Here is a 15,996-nt window from a genome sequence, read left to right as displayed (position 1 = left end):
AATGAAAGAACAGCATATTGCTCTGACGGGAAATCCAAATAGTGGGAAGACAACAGCATTCAATGCACTGACAGGTGCAAATCAATATGTAGGAAATTGGCCAGGGGTTACTGTTGAGAGAAAAGAAGGGAAGCTGAAAAAAAACAAACAAATAACGATTCAGGATTTACCAGGTATTTATTCTCTTTCACCATATACTCCAGAAGAGGTGGTTGCCAGAGATTATTTGCTTAGCGGGGGCCCTGATGTCATTGTCAATATCGTGGATGCCACAAATTTAGAACGAAACTTGTATTTGACCACTCAATTGATGGAGACTGGTATTCCGGTTGTTGTTGGATTGAATATGATGGATATTTTGGATAAAACGGGAAGAAAGATTAATACTGAAAAGCTATCTTATGGTTTAGGTATAGATGTGCTAGGGGTTAGTACCTTAAAAAATCGTGGACTTGATGAGTTAGTAAAAAAAGCAGTTAAAGCAACCGAAATCTTTCCATCAGAATGTAACTATCCAACCTATGATAATCGTTTAGAAGCAGCGTTAAATGAAATCATGGATGTTTTAGGGAATAGTGTATTGGAAAAACAAGCTCGTTGGTACAGTATCAAACTGTTTGAAAGAGATGCTAGAGTCCATGCGGAACTAAGTTTGAGCACTCTACAGCAAAACGAAATAGAAGAAATCATTAAAATCACAGAACAAATATTTGGTGATGATAGTGAAGCGATCGTTATTAATGAACGATATGAATTTATTACTCGTTTAACAGCTCTTTGTTCAATTGAGAAAAATGAAATCACCTTCAGTACCAGTGATAAAATCGATCGAATCGTAACGAATCGCTGGTTGGCGTTACCAATTTTTGCTGTGATCATGTGGTTTGTTTATTATTTAGCGATTCAAACAGTCGGAACTATGGGAACAGACTGGATCAATGATGAATTATTTGGAAATCTTGTACCGAATACTGTTGAAGGTCTATTGGTTAGTTGGCAGGTAGCGCCTTGGATGCAAAGTTTAATTTTAGATGGGATTACTGCGGGTGTTGGCGCCGTGTTAGGTTTCTTACCACAGTTAGCAGTATTGTTCTTGTGTTTGGGATTCTTGGAAGATTGTGGTTATATGTCAAGAATTGCTTTTGTCATGGACCGTTTGTTTAGAAAATTTGGATTGTCGGGTAAATCCTTTATTCCGATGTTGATTGCAACAGGTTGCGGTGTCCCTGGTGTCATGGCTAGCCGTACAATTGAAAACGAAAAAGACCGTAAGATGACGATCATGGTTACAACTTTTATGCCGTGTTCTGCAAAATTGCCGATTATTGCATTAATTGCTGGCGCTTTTTTTCCAAGAAGTAGTTGGGTTTCACCATCCGCTTATTTTATCGGGATTGCAGCTATTGTATTATCAGGTATCGCGTTGAAAAAAACACGCTCCTTTTCAGGTGATCCAGCACCGTTCATTATGGAATTACCAGCATATCATATGCCTCAATTACGAGGTGTTCTTCGTCATGCGTATGATCGGAGTAAATCATTTGTGAAGAAAGCAGGAACGATTATTTTTGTAATGAGTATTGTTATTTGGTTTACATCTACCTATTCATTTACATTCCAAGAAGCAGGTGCTGACCAAAGTATTCTAGCAAACTTAGGTAAAGTGATTGCGCCAATATTTGCACCACTTGGCTGGGGAACGTGGCAAGGAGCAGTTGCTACGATTACAGGTTTGGTTGCGAAAGAGAATGTCATCGGCACATTTGGTATTTTGTTTGGACATTTAGGGGAAGTATCGGAAGATGGTGTAGAAGTTTGGTCTGCATTGCAAGGTGCATTCACACCAGTTGCAGCCTATTCATTTTTAGTTTTTAATTTATTGTGCGCTCCGTGCTTTGCAGCAATTGGTGCGATTCGCAGAGAAATGGGCGATTGGAAATGGACCTGGGGAGCGATCGGTTATCAATGTGGGTTAGCATATGTAGTAAGTTTCATCATTTACCAATTTGGACACGTTATCTTTGAAAACGGCCAAGTAGGTGTCGGCGTGTTTGTTGCAGCTCTACTAGTTGTTATTATGGGTTATTATTTAGTTAGAAAACCAAAAACAGAAGCAGAAACAGTTGTCACGATGGCAACTTTAGAAAGAGGGTAAGAATATGGCAACTTTAATTTTAGCAGTATTGATTTTTGGTGGAGCTGGATACGTTGTCTATTCTCGATTTAAAAAAGGCAAGAGTTGTGACGATTGTCATACAACATGCCCTGTAAAGAAAGAACAAGGAGAGTAAAAAAGGTCAGATACAATGAGATAAAACGCTCGCAATTTATTTCGTTGTCTCTGACGTTTCCTCTTGAATTAAGGCTCTTCAAGTGCTACAATATTTAAGTACTAATTATTTGGGTCGTTAGCTCAGTTGGTAGAGCAGCTGACTCTTAATCAGCGGGTCATGGGTTCGAGCCCCTTACGACCCATTTGGTGCCAAACCCACGAGAATGGTATTCTGTCGGCGTTTTAGGACGTTTAGAAGATGGAATATGCATTCTCTTTTTTTGTGCTCTAAAAATGTTATTGCCTAAAAATGACTACTTATAAAAAAGTTAGTTTAAATTTATTGTTATTTTAAAGTAAATCATCTAGTTTATCGCTCATTGATTTTTGTTTGGGTATAAATGTCCATATATATCAATTGTTGTTGTAATTGAGGCATGACCTAGCCTGTTCTTGATTGCTGTGGGTTCTCCTCTGTTATGTATAAGTAAGGCAACATGAGAGTGTCAAAAATCATGTAATCGTATACGTATGAAATGTTGACTAGATAAAACACGTTGTTTATAATAATGATTATATTGACATGTTTAATTTTTAAAAAGAAAAATTTGGTAAATTATTATTTTAGATTAATGGTTTAGTAGGGAAAAATATCGGAACTAATCACCTTCAAAGAAACATTTTCACTAATGGAAACTATACTATTCATAATTTTAACACTTGTTATGAATATTAAGTATAAAAAAGAAAGAAGGCGTTAAAATGAAAAAATGGATGGTTACATTGTTAGGGATTTGCTGGGTTACTTTATTTGGTTTTTCTGCTGCTGAAGCACAAGAAATAGCTGATAATGTTTTAGCTGTTGAAAGTGGTGAAATAAGTTCTGAAATGGAGTTGTATGCAAAAAATAATGTATCTAATAAGATAGTTTCAATGTTACTTCCGGAAGGAAAAGGTCAAGCAGATCTAGAAGATTATACTTTAGGTTCGGGAATTAGTATGTTGAATACTTATGAGAAAATTGAGGAGAGAACAGCAGTATATCCAATATACTATGATGGAAAGATTGTATATACTTACATGGTAAAAAAAGATGAGGAACAATATATAGACACGATAGGAGTTTCTCTTGTTAAAGAATTAAACGAATTAGCCGTGCAAGAAAAAGGCTCTCAAACGCCGATAACATTGTTTAATAAAGGATATGATATTTATTATACAAATGGAAATGAAGAAAACGTATTGTTATATCAAGCACCGATACAAAGTGATTTGCAAAATGAAACCACAGTTGAAGAAGTTGTGGATGCTATCTCTAATGAACATACCGAAACAGTTGATATGAGTGAAGAAAATGAATATATTAAACCTAAAAAAATGGTGAGAGGCTATTCTAGTGGCTCAAATTATTCTATGATAGATTTAAAAATTTATGAGAATCAATTACAAGTGAATGGTGGGAAAAATGAGTGGTGTATGGGCTATGCGCTAAGTGCAATAGCTAATACCAAGCGATCTTCATTTTATTTGAAAGCAGAAACAGTCATGAGACATTTTTTCCCAAAAGCGACAGGGCAAAGTTTCTATATGAACGGTGGAATAAATATGCAGCAAGCTATGGATTATTCAAAATCAAAATTAGGAATGAATCCCTATTATGTTAATCGTCCTTTAACTTTAGCCGAGAATAGAAACGAGTTGAACAAAGGAAATCCTGTATTTGTATTTGCCAAAGTAGAATATGATACGAATGCAAAATATGCTTACCATGCATTGGTTCTTCATGGATGGGTAAATCCTGATAAAGGGTTAAATGTGTATTATATTTGGAATCCTTGGTATCCTCATACAAACTGTATTGATGGCGGCGTTAAATCACCAACATTACCGTTTCCAGGAGGGAAATTTACATGGGAACACTCACTAAGAAATTTCCAATAATTATCTCTTTATTTGTTTTATTCATTGTGGTGGGTGTTTATTTGTATTCTAAACAATCAAATCCTGTGGAAGAAAAATTATCAAGTAGAGAGTATATTTTCCGTTTTTTACTGGATAAAGAGTGGAAAAATAGTAATCAGGATACAACCATTGTCTTCAAAAGTAGTGATATGAATACTTTGGAAATTATTGAAAATGGAGAGAGTAACGATACACTATTGTATAAATATGATGTACGGTCAAAAGAGGACAGTTTTGTCTTCACCAGTAATAAAAGTAGCTGTTACATTGATATTAAGGGAGAAAATAAAATCATATGTCAGTTTGCTTCAAATGTTGAAGGGAACGGAGGACTTTCTGTTCCAATAGAACTTACTCTTCAATAGGTCTTTTTGTCAATGTTAACTATCTGAAAAATTAGGTATAGGGAATAATAAAGGGGTTATATGATTGATTAGATGTAATAAAAAAAAACTAATCTGCCAGAAGAATATCGCCCAAGGTATAGTCGGTGCTATAGTAAAACATTCTGTGAAATGTATGATTTTACTTTAGCATATCAGGAGATACTAAGTAAATTTAAACCTAAAACTAGTATTCTGAAAAAAAGGCTAAAGATGAACAAATTAAGTACGCTGTAGTATTATCAATAGATTGTTATGATGGAGATTTTCCTGCAATGGTTGTAGATTCACCAATGGTTCATTTCTTAAGTGAAATTGATGCTGAAATCAGTTTTGACATTATTACTTACGAAGAAGATGAGGAAGAGTATTTAAGAGTGTTATCAAATGAACTAAAAAACTTCAAAAACGATGACTAATTATTGTCTAAAACAGAGTTAAAAACTAATAATAATGATGAAACCAATAAAAAGAACACTGATTTAATAAGGTTTACAAGGATAATATATGATTTAATCGACTCTTAATCAGCGGGTCATGGGTTCGAGCCCCTTACGACCTATTGGGTGCCAAACCCACGAGAATGGTATTTTGTCGGCGTTTTAGGACGTTTAGAAGATGGAATATGCATTCTCTTTTTTTATTTATTTTGATTTGTTCTTCATAATAATCATATGAAGTGAGTATTCCATTATTTAATGATAAACTAAAGAAAAGAAACATCTAGGAGGGGAAAAAATGAAAAAGAGATTCATCTATTCATTTATATTACTAGCAGGATTATCGCTAGCCGCTTGTGGCGGAAAAGGCAAGACTACTGAAAGTTCTACTACAGCTAAAAGTACTGAAAAAACAAGTCAAACCACCACAGCAACAAGTAAAACGACTACAAAATCTAGTACAAGTCAAAGCTCAACAAAATCGTCTTCATCTGAAACAAAAACCAGTGAAAGCCAATCTACTGTAAAATCAGAAAAAAATACACCAGCAAAACAAGCTGACACTGTTTTAAATCAGTTAAAAAATGATTTTTCAAATGATCAATTGCCACAAGCAATCTTAACAAGTCAAACCGCTGTCTATTTGACTGCAGCAACGACAGGTGCTGTTGATCAAGGAAATTTTAGAATTTTGTATTATGCTGAAGATCATGGGATTGAGGTTAATGATCCTGCAGTCAATGACTTACAACCAATTGCTTCATTTGAGAAAAAAACCTATGATTCAAATGAAGCTGCTGCCAGTGCTGTCAATCAAATCATTGATAACGGTGGAAGTCAGATCAATTTAGGGTATGGAATTACAGGATACCAACAAGGTGCCGCAGGTTCTAGTTTTTTATCATGGCAAGAAGGAAATTGGAGCCTGGTTGTTAGGGCATCAAATATTGGTGGGGAAGTTGCTGAGCCGTTAGCCAAAGAAGCTGTTGCTTACTTAGAAACAGCGATGCTACCCGCTCCTCAAAATGTTGGACAGATTTCTTTAACAGCTAGCATAAGTGATAGCTACCAAAATAATTCAGTCGTGTGGCAAAAAGGAACAACGGTCTATACTATTCAACACTTTGATGCATTACAAGCACTGAAGATGGCTGTATCGACAAATCAATAATCGTAATTACTATTTCCTAACGATTCTAAGTGAAGTATTAGTCAGTTAATAAGAATTTCTACTAAACAGAAAATAATAAGGAAAGCCTTGTAACTAGCATTTGTTTAAAGAAAGATTGATTTTCAAGGAAAAAATAAAGCTGAATCAGCATTGACGAAACATTCACTCATCTTGTACAATGAGTACATGATAGAAGCAAAAGAATAAAATAAAAAAGGCACTTCACAGTTTGGTGGCCGCCAAACTACGAAGCCCTGATGAGTCAATACGCTGACCAATCAAGTTGCCCTCGTCAATGCAAAAGCACTGACATGATTCATTGTACTCAATTTTTAGGAAAATATCTACCCCTAAAAATACATGAGATGATGAACATGCCAGGGTTTACTTATTGAACGATACAACGGTATTGGAAGGAATTCTGATACCGTTTTTTTATTTTTTGCTTCTATCTCTTGTTTCAAGTATCCGTGTTGAACGTGCATATATATTGGAGGTATGTATGATTTAACGATTTGGGGTGTGTTGAATAAAGTTTACCACTATAGGCATTTGATTTATCTATTGGGGAAGAAAATCAACGACTGAAAAAAATGTGCTCATTTAAAATCAGAAGAAACTCTTTTTACCTATAGTGGTAGCTTTAATCATAAGTATATAGTATGTCATATACTTTAAACTTATTATAATAGAAGAATTACTATTGATGCAATTGAAAAGCCGTTAAAAACATAAAAAAGAGTAGTAACCTTTCTTTAAGTAACCAATAGTATTGGTATAGTAAGGTTCTACTCCAATTTTTTATCTGAAAAAACTAATCACTGTGTGATCATACTTTTATCTGGTTGAGAATGAGCTAAACGACTAGCAGCGGCTGCAGCAATTGCGCCCACGATATCATCTAAAAAAGTATGAACTTGCGGTCCTTCATGAGAATTCAACTTAGCTAAAATACCAGGTTTTACTTTATCGATATAGCCGTAATTTGTAAAGCCAATCGAACCATAGACATTAACGATTGAGAGCGCTAAAATTTCATCGATACCGTAAAGACCTTCATCTTCTTCTAAAATCTCTTGTAAAGGATGAAGTAATTTTTTTTCCTCAGCTAAAATATCTAATTGAATACCCGTAATAATCGTGTTATGCACTTCACGCTTTGATAAAACACTATCAATATGTTCAATACAAGTTGCCACATCAAGATCTTCTATATAAGGTTGTTGTAAGAATAAAACCAATTCTACCAAATCCTCCATCTCAACACCACGCTCTTTTAATAATTGTCGCGCTTTCTGTTCCAATGTTTCACCTTTTATTACCAAAATAAAAACCTCCAATGCTTCATTTCTAAACTTAGAATATATTAATGGTATACTATCTACAGATAAAAATGCAAGGAGAAGATCAATGAATCCACTAATAGAATGTTGCGAACAAAATTTGGCTAAGGGCGCAGAGCTGTTGTTAAGTGATCCTTTTATTGAAGAAAATGGCGATGTAATCTCTTATTCTTGTATGAATGAATGTGTTCTTTGCGCTCAAACTTACTTTGTATTGTTTGAAGGAGAACGAATCACTGGAGAAACACCAGAAGAACTGGTGCTTAACATAAAAAAAGCGATTGTACTTTGGCAAGAAGAAATGGGATAAAAATAGGCCGAGACAAAAGCGTTTAACTCCGAGAAATAAGAGGGAATTCACGAAAATTGCTTTTCGAATTTTTGTGAATTTCAGCTTATTTCCGAAGTATCTGCTCTTTTCTCGCCGTTTATTCGGATTTAGAGCGCGAAACAAAACTGTTTTTTAGTTTTGTCTCATGCTCTTTCTTATTAAAGCATATTCGCTTCTTTTCCTTCAAATAAACTAGTACTATGCATCGGTTGAGTTCGAGTATCTGGTTTAACAAAATGTAGAGCGTTGTTGACAGCAGTCGGTGCCTCACCAAAACCAGTTGCAATCAATTTGACTTTGCCATCGTAGTTGCAAATATCACCAACTGCATAAACACCAGGGATATTGGTTGACATATCCGAGTTGACTTCGATTGCGTTTCGGCTAACATCCAAGCCCCAGTCTTTTAAATGACTTAAGGATGAAGTAAATCCATAATTGATGATTAAAGAATCTAAATCAAGCTTTTCAAAATTATCCGCTTTTGTTTCTTTCAATTGAATACCTTTGAATGAATTATTTTCTACTAAAAGTTGGTCAATAACATAAGGTGTATAAATAGATACCTCAGAATTTTTCAAGTTGTCCACGCTGTGTTCGTGTCCACGAAACTCAGGACGACGATGAATGATCGAAACTTCTTCTGCGATAGGTTCCAACATTAAGGCCCAATCAATAGCAGAATCACCACCACCAGCGATAGCAACTTTCTTTCCAGAAAATTTATTCATATCAGTAACATAATAATGAACATGGTTTCCTTCAAGTTCAGCTGCACCATCAATCGTTAAACGTCTAGGTTGGAACGAACCATTTCCAATGGCAAAGATAACGGCTTTAGAGTAGTGAACACCTTTTGATGTTTCAATCCGCAAGTAACCATCTTCTTGCACCAAATTTCTCACTTCTTCTTCTAAACAAGTTTCATGTGCAAAAGGAGCAATTTGTTTTTCTAAATTCTCGATTAGTTCACTCGCTTTGATTGCAGGAAAACCAGGAACATCATAAATATATTTTTCAGGGTAAAGCGTTGAGAGCTGTCCGCCAAGTTGAGGCAAGCTATCGATAATTTTAGTTTTCGCTTTACGAATTCCTGCATAAAAAGCGGCGAAAAGACCGACAGGACCAGCGCCAACAATCGTTAAATCATATATATTTTTTGAGTCAGACATCAAAATTTCCTCCAGTTTCTATAATAAAAAAGTTTTCATCTATATAAAATGAAAGCAAAAATGTAGTATATCGTTTTTCACAAAATATCACTTGTAACCGAAAAAAGCAAGTAGCAGTTTGTGAAAAAAAGATTCTCTTAAAAGAATAACAAAGATAATGGAATTTTCAAGTGAAGTTGTTTATGATATTATAAGTAAGTAAAAATTAACGAGGAGGAAATAACGATGTCAGAATTTCCACAATTAGATTTAGCAAATGAAAAAGGACCTAAAGCCGTGATAAAAACCAACCGCGGAGATATCACTGTTCAACTTTTTCCAGAACATGCTCCAAAAACAGTTGAAAACTTTGTTCAACTAGCGAAAAAAGGTTATTACGATGGTGTGATTTTTCACCGTGTTATCCCTGACTTCATGATCCAAGGTGGCGATCCTACTGGAACAGGTATGGGTGGTGAAAGTATTTACGGCGAAAAATTTGAAGATGAATTTTCTAAAGATGTTTTCAATTTGCGTGGTGCATTATCAATGGCAAATGCTGGACCAAACACTAATGGCAGCCAATTTTTCATCGTCAATAACCAAAATGTTCCAGCAAACATGATGGGGCAATTAGAAGGTGCAGGTTTCCCTACAGAAGTTATCGAAGCTTATAAAAAAGGCGGAACACCATGGTTAGATTTCCGTCATACGGTTTTTGGTCATGTAGTGGAAGGTATGGATGTTGTGGATGAAATCGGTGGAGTGCAAAGAGACTCTCAAGATCGTCCGACATTTGATGTAGTCATCGACAAAGTAGAAATCAGCGAATAAATACTCTTTAGTCAACATTAAAGCCCCAAACAAAACTGTTTTTTCGTTTTGTTTGGGGCTTTTTATTCTATTTAAAAGATTGTTTTATTCTGTTTAAACCTTCTAAGAGTGTTTCTTTTGGACAAGCAACATTTAAGCGCATATGTTGTGTCCCCTTAGGCCCGAAAGAAATCCCGGGATTTAAAACGACTTTCCCTTTATGAATCAGTTGTTTTTGTAATTGTGCATCGGTCAGATTAAAAGCAGAAAAATCTAACCAGATTAGATAAGTTCCTTCAGGATGCATCATTTTAACTTCAGAAAGTTCAGTTTTTAAGAACTCGCTAACTGTATCAATATTTTCTTTTAAGTAAACAAGTAGCTCCTCTAACCAAATATCACCATGCTGATATGCAGCTTGTGTTCCTACATAACCAAAGACATTAATTTCGTTCTGGAAATTTCGTTCTTGTGCAGCAACAAATTTTTTCCGTAAATCAGGATTTTCAATGAAAATCATAGAGTTTTTAATACCAGCTAGATTAAACGTTTTAGTTGCAGCGGTCAAAGTAATCGAGAACTCTTTGAATGTTGGGTGAACATTTGTGAATGTCGTGAATACATGAGGAGCAAAAATCAAATCTTGATGGATTTCATCGCTAATAACAAGCACGTCATATTTTGCACATAGTTTACCAAAAGCCTCAAGCTCACTTTTTGTCCAAACACGTCCACCTGGATTATGAGGATTACAAAGAATAAACAGCCGGACATTTTCAGCAATGATTTGTTTTTCCATCTTTTCCAAATCCATAACAAAGTGCTCGTGGTCTATTAATAACTGACTGCGAACCAGTTTACGATTGTTTTGCTCAACAACTTTTGCAAATGGAGGATAAACAGGATCATGAATCAAAATAGCATCCCCAGGTTCAGTGTATGCTTGAATAGCTAAAGATAGACTTGGCACAACGCCACTATTAAAAAGAATCGCTTCTTTACTGATTAAATAATCATGATGTCGTTTTTGCCAGCTCTGAATTGCTTCATATAATGAATCAGGAGCAGGAGAGTAGCCCAGAATACCTTGTTCCGCTGTTTTCTTTAGTGCATCTAACACAGGCAGATTCGCTTTGAAATCCATGTCGGCTATCCACATCGGTAATAAGTCGTCTTCTCCATAGGTATCTTTAACGGAGTCCCACTTGGAACTATTTGTATTGCAACGGTTATAGACTGTATCAAATTCTACCATTCAATTCTTCCTTTCTATAGTAAATAATTCTCGTTAAACAAGACTTAACTATAGTATAATGGACTTTGAATAAAATATGAACAAAAAGAACCAATAATATAATAGTAGAAATAAATTCATGCACTTTTTAATGGAACATGATATCATTTTAAATGAGATAATCATTTTGTTTGGATAACGAAAAGAGGATAATAGAATGGAATACAAAATAGGGATGATTCTTAATGGAACAATTACAGGTCTGCAGCCTTATGGTGCATTTGTTTCATTAAGTGATACAGTTCAAGGTTTGATACACGTTTCAGAAGTACAGGCGGGGTACACTAAAAACATTCACAGTTTATTGGTCATTGGACAAAAAGTAGAAGTTCAAGTGATTGATATCGATGAATATTCAAAAAAAATCAGCTTGTCTTTAAGAACGTTAGAACCTCAAATACAACAACCGAATCATAGACGCAAAAAATACTTCACGAATAAAAATAAGAAAATCGGCTTTGAGACTTTAGAAAAAGAGCTTCCTATATGGACTGATGAAGCAATGGATAAATTACTTGAGAAATAATTCTGTTTTTTTTCAGAAAATATGGTACAATTTTCCTAGTTTCTGAAAACAAAAATTAATTGAGGTGGATGTTTTGTCTAACAAAAAAGTCGCTGGTACTATTATGCTGAACCTAAATGATGGTTCGAAAAAGTTTCTTGTTCATCCAGTGGGTGAGTCAATGACCTTTGTTACAACAAAAGTTTCGGAAGATATGACGGGATTAGCGAGTATGTTGCAAGTTTTCAAAGAAGAAATTCAACTAGATGTTACTTCAATTAATTTAGTCGAGTTAACGAATGCTCATACAGATGCTGAGAATATGCCTTTATTCGTATTTGAAATGAATGAAGAACATGTTATTCCAATGATCGATGATAGATATGTATGGGAAAAGCCGTCTGAATTAAAAAATTTGTTAGCTTCGTATGATATACAAGGAGTACCGATGTTTTAAAACTAAACAGATACATAAAAAATAAGAGATTGTATTGTAAATCTCTTATTTCAGATTTAGATGGGCGAAGCAAAGCTAAAGTTTAGTTTTGTTTCGTCTCTTTTTATATAGGAGGGAAATACCATAAAATTAAAACAAGCAACAATTACAGAGACTCAAATAGTCATGTCTTTATTGAAAGAAAGTGCTGAATGGTTGAAAGAGCAAGGCAGTGATCAATGGTCAGATGTTTTACAGGGAGAAGACAAGCATGGATTGGCAACAGCTGTGTCCAAAGGAGAAGTCTTTTTCTTCTATAATAGTATGAATCAATTAGTCGGAATGGCAGCAGCTTGGAAAACACCAACAGAATGGGATAAATTACTTTGGAAAGATTTTGGGTTTGATCAAAAGGCGTACTACCTTCATCGTGTGATTATCCGTCCTGCTTACAGAGGGAAATCTTATGGAAAAGAGTTACTGAACGAATTAAAACGAAAGTTTAGTGGTGAAGTATCAGATTTACGTCTAGATTGTTTAGCTAGTAATGAGAAGTTAATGCAGTTTTATCAAGAGAATGAATTTATTAATGTTGGAAGTTCAAATGATTGGAATGGGAATGAATTCGAACTATTTTCATACGAAATATAAAAAACAATCGTACTTAAATGATATTTAAGTAGAAAATATGATAAAAAGTTTGGTTTCAAACGTAAAGGCGAAAGCTTGAGTCTAAGCAGTAGAATAGAATAAAACTCTTTTTTATTTTTTTCAAAAAAAGAGTTGACCAATAAAGAAAAACTTGTTATATTATATCTTGTCGCAAGGCACTGATGTAACACGCCAAACGATCACATAACATAACAAACCAAGTTTGAAAAAAACTTTGGGAATCAGCGAGAAAGTTGTTGACAAACGACGAATGACCTGATAAACTAGTGAAGTTGTCGCAGAAACGAGTGGCAACCAACTAAAATAGAATAACAATTCAAGTTTGAAAAAACTTGAAAAATCAGCGAGAAAGTTATTGACAAACAACGAGTAACCTGATAAACTAATGAAGTTGTCACGAAATATTCGATAACATCAAGCAGAAAAAAACTTTGAAACTTTTTTTAAAAAAGTGTTGACATCGAATCGAAGATTTGATATGATATAAAAGTTGCTGCGAGGTAACACGGTAGACCTTTGAAAACTGAACAAAGTAAGACGAACCAAATGTGTAGGTTGTTTTTACAACGGTAAAAACAAACAACAATTTTTAACGAAGCGAAGCAATATGCTAGCAAACAAATGAGCTTAACAATCTTCGGATTGTGTTCAACTTTTATTATGAGAGTTTGATCCTGGCTCAGGACGAACGCTGGCGGCGTGCCTAATACATGCAAGTCGAACGCTTCTTTTCTACCGAGTGCTTGCACTCAATTGAAAAGAGGAGTGGCGGACGGGTGAGTAACACGTGGGTAACCTACCCATCAGAGGGGGATAACACTTGGAAACAGGTGCTAATACCGCATAATAGTCGACACCGCATGGTGTTGATTTGAAAGACGCTTTCGGGTGTCACTGATGGATGGACCCGCGGTGCATTAGCTAGTTGGTGAGGTAACGGCTCACCAAGGCCATGATGCATAGCCGACCTGAGAGGGTGATCGGCCACACTGGGACTGAGACACGGCCCAGACTCCTACGGGAGGCAGCAGTAGGGAATCTTCGGCAATGGACGAAAGTCTGACCGAGCAACGCCGCGTGAGTGAAGAAGGTTTTCGGATCGTAAAACTCTGTTGTTAGAGAAGAACAAGTAGGAGAGTAACTGCTCTTACCTTGACGGTATCTAACCAGAAAGCCACGGCTAACTACGTGCCAGCAGCCGCGGTAATACGTAGGTGGCAAGCGTTGTCCGGATTTATTGGGCGTAAAGCGAGCGCAGGCGGTTTCTTAAGTCTGATGTGAAAGCCCCCGGCTCAACCGGGGAGGGTCATTGGAAACTGGGAGACTTGAGTGCAGAAGAGGAGAGTGGAATTCCATGTGTAGCGGTGAAATGCGTAGATATATGGAGGAACACCAGTGGCGAAGGCGACTCTCTGGTCTGCAACTGACGCTGAGGCTCGAAAGCGTGGGGAGCAAACAGGATTAGATACCCTGGTAGTCCACGCCGTAAACGATGAGTGCTAAGTGTTGGAGGGTTTCCGCCCTTCAGTGCTGCAGCTAACGCATTAAGCACTCCGCCTGGGGAGTACGACCGCAAGGTTGAAACTCAAAGGAATTGACGGGGGCCCGCACAAGCGGTGGAGCATGTGGTTTAATTCGAAGCAACGCGAAGAACCTTACCAGGTCTTGACATCCTTTGACCACTCTAGAGATAGAGCTTTCCCTTCGGGGACAAAGTGACAGGTGGTGCATGGTTGTCGTCAGCTCGTGTCGTGAGATGTTGGGTTAAGTCCCGCAACGAGCGCAACCCTTATTGTTAGTTGCCATCATTCAGTTGGGCACTCTAGCGAGACTGCCGGTGACAAACCGGAGGAAGGTGGGGATGACGTCAAATCATCATGCCCCTTATGACCTGGGCTACACACGTGCTACAATGGGAAGTACAACGAGTCGCTAGGCCGCGAGGTCATGCAAATCTCTTAAAGCTTCTCTCAGTTCGGATTGTAGGCTGCAACTCGCCTACATGAAGCCGGAATCGCTAGTAATCGCGGATCAGCACGCCGCGGTGAATACGTTCCCGGGCCTTGTACACACCGCCCGTCACACCACGAAAGTTTGTAACACCCGAAGTCGGTGAGGTAACCCTTGTGGAGCCAGCCGCCTAAGGTGGGATAGATGATTGGGGTGAAGTCGTAACAAGGTAGCCGTATCGGAAGGTGCGGCTGGATCACCTCCTTTCTAAGGAATATTACGGAAACTTACACATTCGTCTACACTTTGTTCAGTTTTGAGAGGTTTACTCTCAAATTAATAGTACCACGGGGCCTTAGCTCAGCTGGGAGAGCGCCTGCTTTGCACGCAGGAGGTCAGCGGTTCGATCCCGCTAGGCTCCATTAGTAACCAATGGGTTACTAATATTGTTCATTGAAAACTGGATATTGAAGTAAAAAAGTAATCAAAACAAACCGAGAACACCGCGTTGAATGAGTTTTTTAATTAAAATAGTTCGAAGCTTATTTTATTGGTCACGCCTCTATCGCTAGAGAAACGAACCAAACAAAACCGATCGTAAGATCGTAAGGTTAAGTGAATAAGGGCGCACGGTGGATGCCTTGGCATTAGGAGCCGATGAAGGACGGGACTAACACCGATATGCTTTGGGGAGCTGTAAGTGAGCTATGATCCAGAGATTTCCGAATGGGGAAACCCAGCATCTTTTATAGGATGTTACTTTCCAGTGAATACATAGCTGGTTAGAGGTAGACGCAGAGAACTGAAACATCTAAGTACCTGCAGGAAGAGAAAGAAAATTCGATTCCCTGAGTAGCGGCGAGCGAAACGGGAAGAGCCCAAACCAACAAGCTTGCTTGTTGGGGTTGTAGGACTCCGTTGTGGTAGTCTGTCAAGATAGTCGAAGAACCTGGAAAGGTTCGCCAAAGTGGGTAATAGCCCCGTAGACGAAATGTTGGCAACACCTAGGAGGATCCTGAGTACGGCGGAACACGAGAAATTCCGTCGGAATCCGCGGGGACCATCCCGCAAGGCTAAATACTCCCTAATGACCGATAGTGAACCAGTACCGTGAGGGAAAGGTGAAAAGCACCCCGGAAGGGGAGTGAAATAGATCCTGAAACCGTGTGCCTACAACAAGTCAAAGCCCGTTAATGGGTAATGGCGTGCCTTTTGTAGAATGAACCGGCGAGTTACGATTGCATGCGAGGTTAAGGTGAAGAGCCGGAGCCGT

Annotated in this window: 14 protein-coding genes, 2 tRNA genes and 2 rRNA genes; 15 read left to right on the top strand and 3 right to left on the bottom strand. The window is 37.3% G+C overall.

Translation table 11 applies throughout. From position 1 onward, the window contains the following. Position 1 precedes the first annotated feature (1 nt). The 7 genes from feoB to I583_RS10880 all read left to right on the top strand — a co-directional run bounded on the left by feoB (position 2) and on the right by I583_RS10880 (position 6,228). Positions 2-2,155, top strand: a complete 2,154-nt coding sequence (gene feoB, locus I583_RS10900) for a ferrous iron transport protein B (RefSeq protein WP_010760425.1) — start codon at positions 2-4, stop codon at positions 2,153-2,155. A 4-nt stretch (positions 2,156-2,159) separates the two neighbouring features. Continuing rightward, a complete protein-coding gene (locus tag I583_RS16535) occupies positions 2,160-2,291 on the top strand; it encodes a FeoB-associated Cys-rich membrane protein (RefSeq protein WP_010760426.1) in 132 nt (43 codons plus the stop codon). Between the two features lie 111 nt (positions 2,292-2,402). Then, positions 2,403-2,475 (top strand) — tRNA-Lys (locus I583_RS10895). 559 nt (positions 2,476-3,034) lie between these two features. Further along, positions 3,035-4,213 carry a C47 family peptidase gene (locus tag I583_RS10890; RefSeq protein WP_010760427.1) on the top strand — a complete coding sequence of 393 codons (1,179 nt, stop codon included), beginning with the start codon at positions 3,035-3,037 and terminating at the stop codon, positions 4,211-4,213. Continuing rightward, complete coding sequence (locus I583_RS10885) at positions 4,183-4,599, top strand: hypothetical protein (protein ID WP_010760428.1); 417 nt, start codon at positions 4,183-4,185, stop codon at positions 4,597-4,599. Before I583_RS10890 ends, I583_RS10885 begins: the two co-directional genes overlap by 31 nt. A 293-nt stretch (positions 4,600-4,892) precedes the next feature. Further along, entirely contained in the window at positions 4,893-5,036 is a 144-nt protein-coding gene (locus I583_RS16765) for a hypothetical protein (RefSeq protein ID WP_010760429.1), read from the top strand. A gap of 319 nt (positions 5,037-5,355) precedes the next feature. After that, positions 5,356-6,228, top strand: a complete 873-nt coding sequence (locus I583_RS10880; protein ID WP_010760430.1) for a hypothetical protein — start codon at positions 5,356-5,358, stop codon at positions 6,226-6,228. A gap of 818 nt (positions 6,229-7,046) precedes the next feature. Here the strand turns inward: I583_RS10880 and I583_RS10875 are convergent. After that, positions 7,047-7,553, bottom strand: coding sequence for a phosphatidylglycerophosphatase A family protein (locus I583_RS10875; protein WP_010760431.1), 507 nt, complete (start codon positions 7,551-7,553; stop codon positions 7,047-7,049). A gap of 85 nt (positions 7,554-7,638) precedes the next feature. Here I583_RS10875 and I583_RS10870 point away from each other — a divergent pair, with 85 nt between their 5' ends. Then, the gene (locus I583_RS10870) at positions 7,639-7,881 is read left to right on the top strand and encodes a DUF1450 domain-containing protein (protein WP_010760432.1); all 243 of its coding nucleotides are present in this window, start codon (positions 7,639-7,641) and stop codon (positions 7,879-7,881) included. A 179-nt stretch (positions 7,882-8,060) separates the two neighbouring features. Here I583_RS10870 and I583_RS10865 read toward each other — a convergent pair whose 3' ends face one another. Continuing rightward, the gene (locus I583_RS10865) at positions 8,061-9,074 is read right to left on the bottom strand and encodes an NAD(P)/FAD-dependent oxidoreductase (RefSeq protein ID WP_010760433.1); all 1,014 of its coding nucleotides are present in this window, start codon (positions 9,072-9,074) and stop codon (positions 8,061-8,063) included. A 225-nt stretch (positions 9,075-9,299) separates the two neighbouring features. Here I583_RS10865 and I583_RS10860 point away from each other — a divergent pair, with 225 nt between their 5' ends. Next, on the top strand, positions 9,300-9,887 hold the full coding sequence (locus tag I583_RS10860) for a peptidylprolyl isomerase (RefSeq protein ID WP_010760434.1): 588 nt from the start codon (positions 9,300-9,302) through the stop codon (positions 9,885-9,887). Positions 9,888-9,954: 67 nt separating this feature from the next. Here I583_RS10860 and I583_RS10855 read toward each other — a convergent pair whose 3' ends face one another. Beyond that, positions 9,955-11,121: a MalY/PatB family protein gene (locus I583_RS10855; protein ID WP_010760435.1), complete on the bottom strand. Its 1,167-nt coding sequence runs from the start codon at positions 11,119-11,121 to the stop codon at positions 9,955-9,957. A gap of 196 nt (positions 11,122-11,317) precedes the next feature. Here I583_RS10855 and I583_RS10850 point away from each other — a divergent pair, with 196 nt between their 5' ends. The 6 genes from I583_RS10850 to I583_RS10825 form a co-directional block, all read left to right on the top strand. Then, a complete protein-coding gene (locus I583_RS10850) occupies positions 11,318-11,686 on the top strand; it encodes a CvfD/Ygs/GSP13 family RNA-binding post-transcriptional regulator (protein WP_010760436.1) in 369 nt (122 codons plus the stop codon). Between the two features lie 64 nt (positions 11,687-11,750). After that, positions 11,751-12,122, top strand: coding sequence for a hypothetical protein (locus tag I583_RS10845; protein ID WP_174270342.1), 372 nt, complete (start codon positions 11,751-11,753; stop codon positions 12,120-12,122). A gap of 165 nt (positions 12,123-12,287) precedes the next feature. Continuing rightward, positions 12,288-12,752, top strand: coding sequence for a GNAT family N-acetyltransferase (locus I583_RS10840; RefSeq protein ID WP_010760438.1), 465 nt, complete (start codon positions 12,288-12,290; stop codon positions 12,750-12,752). A gap of 677 nt (positions 12,753-13,429) precedes the next feature. Then, positions 13,430-14,990: ribosomal RNA gene (locus I583_RS10835) — 16S ribosomal RNA — on the top strand. An 82-nt stretch (positions 14,991-15,072) separates the two neighbouring features. Continuing rightward, positions 15,073-15,145, top strand: a tRNA-Ala gene (locus I583_RS10830). A 187-nt stretch (positions 15,146-15,332) separates the two neighbouring features. After that, positions 15,333-15,996: ribosomal RNA gene (locus tag I583_RS10825) — 23S ribosomal RNA — on the top strand; the annotation flags it as partial.

The organism is Enterococcus haemoperoxidus ATCC BAA-382 (genome assembly GCF_000407165.1).
GTDB classification, from domain to species: domain Bacteria; phylum Bacillota; class Bacilli; order Lactobacillales; family Enterococcaceae; genus Enterococcus_L; species Enterococcus_L haemoperoxidus.
The sequence above is the reverse complement of the archived record's forward strand: the minus strand, read 5'-3'. Positions and strand labels throughout refer to the sequence as shown.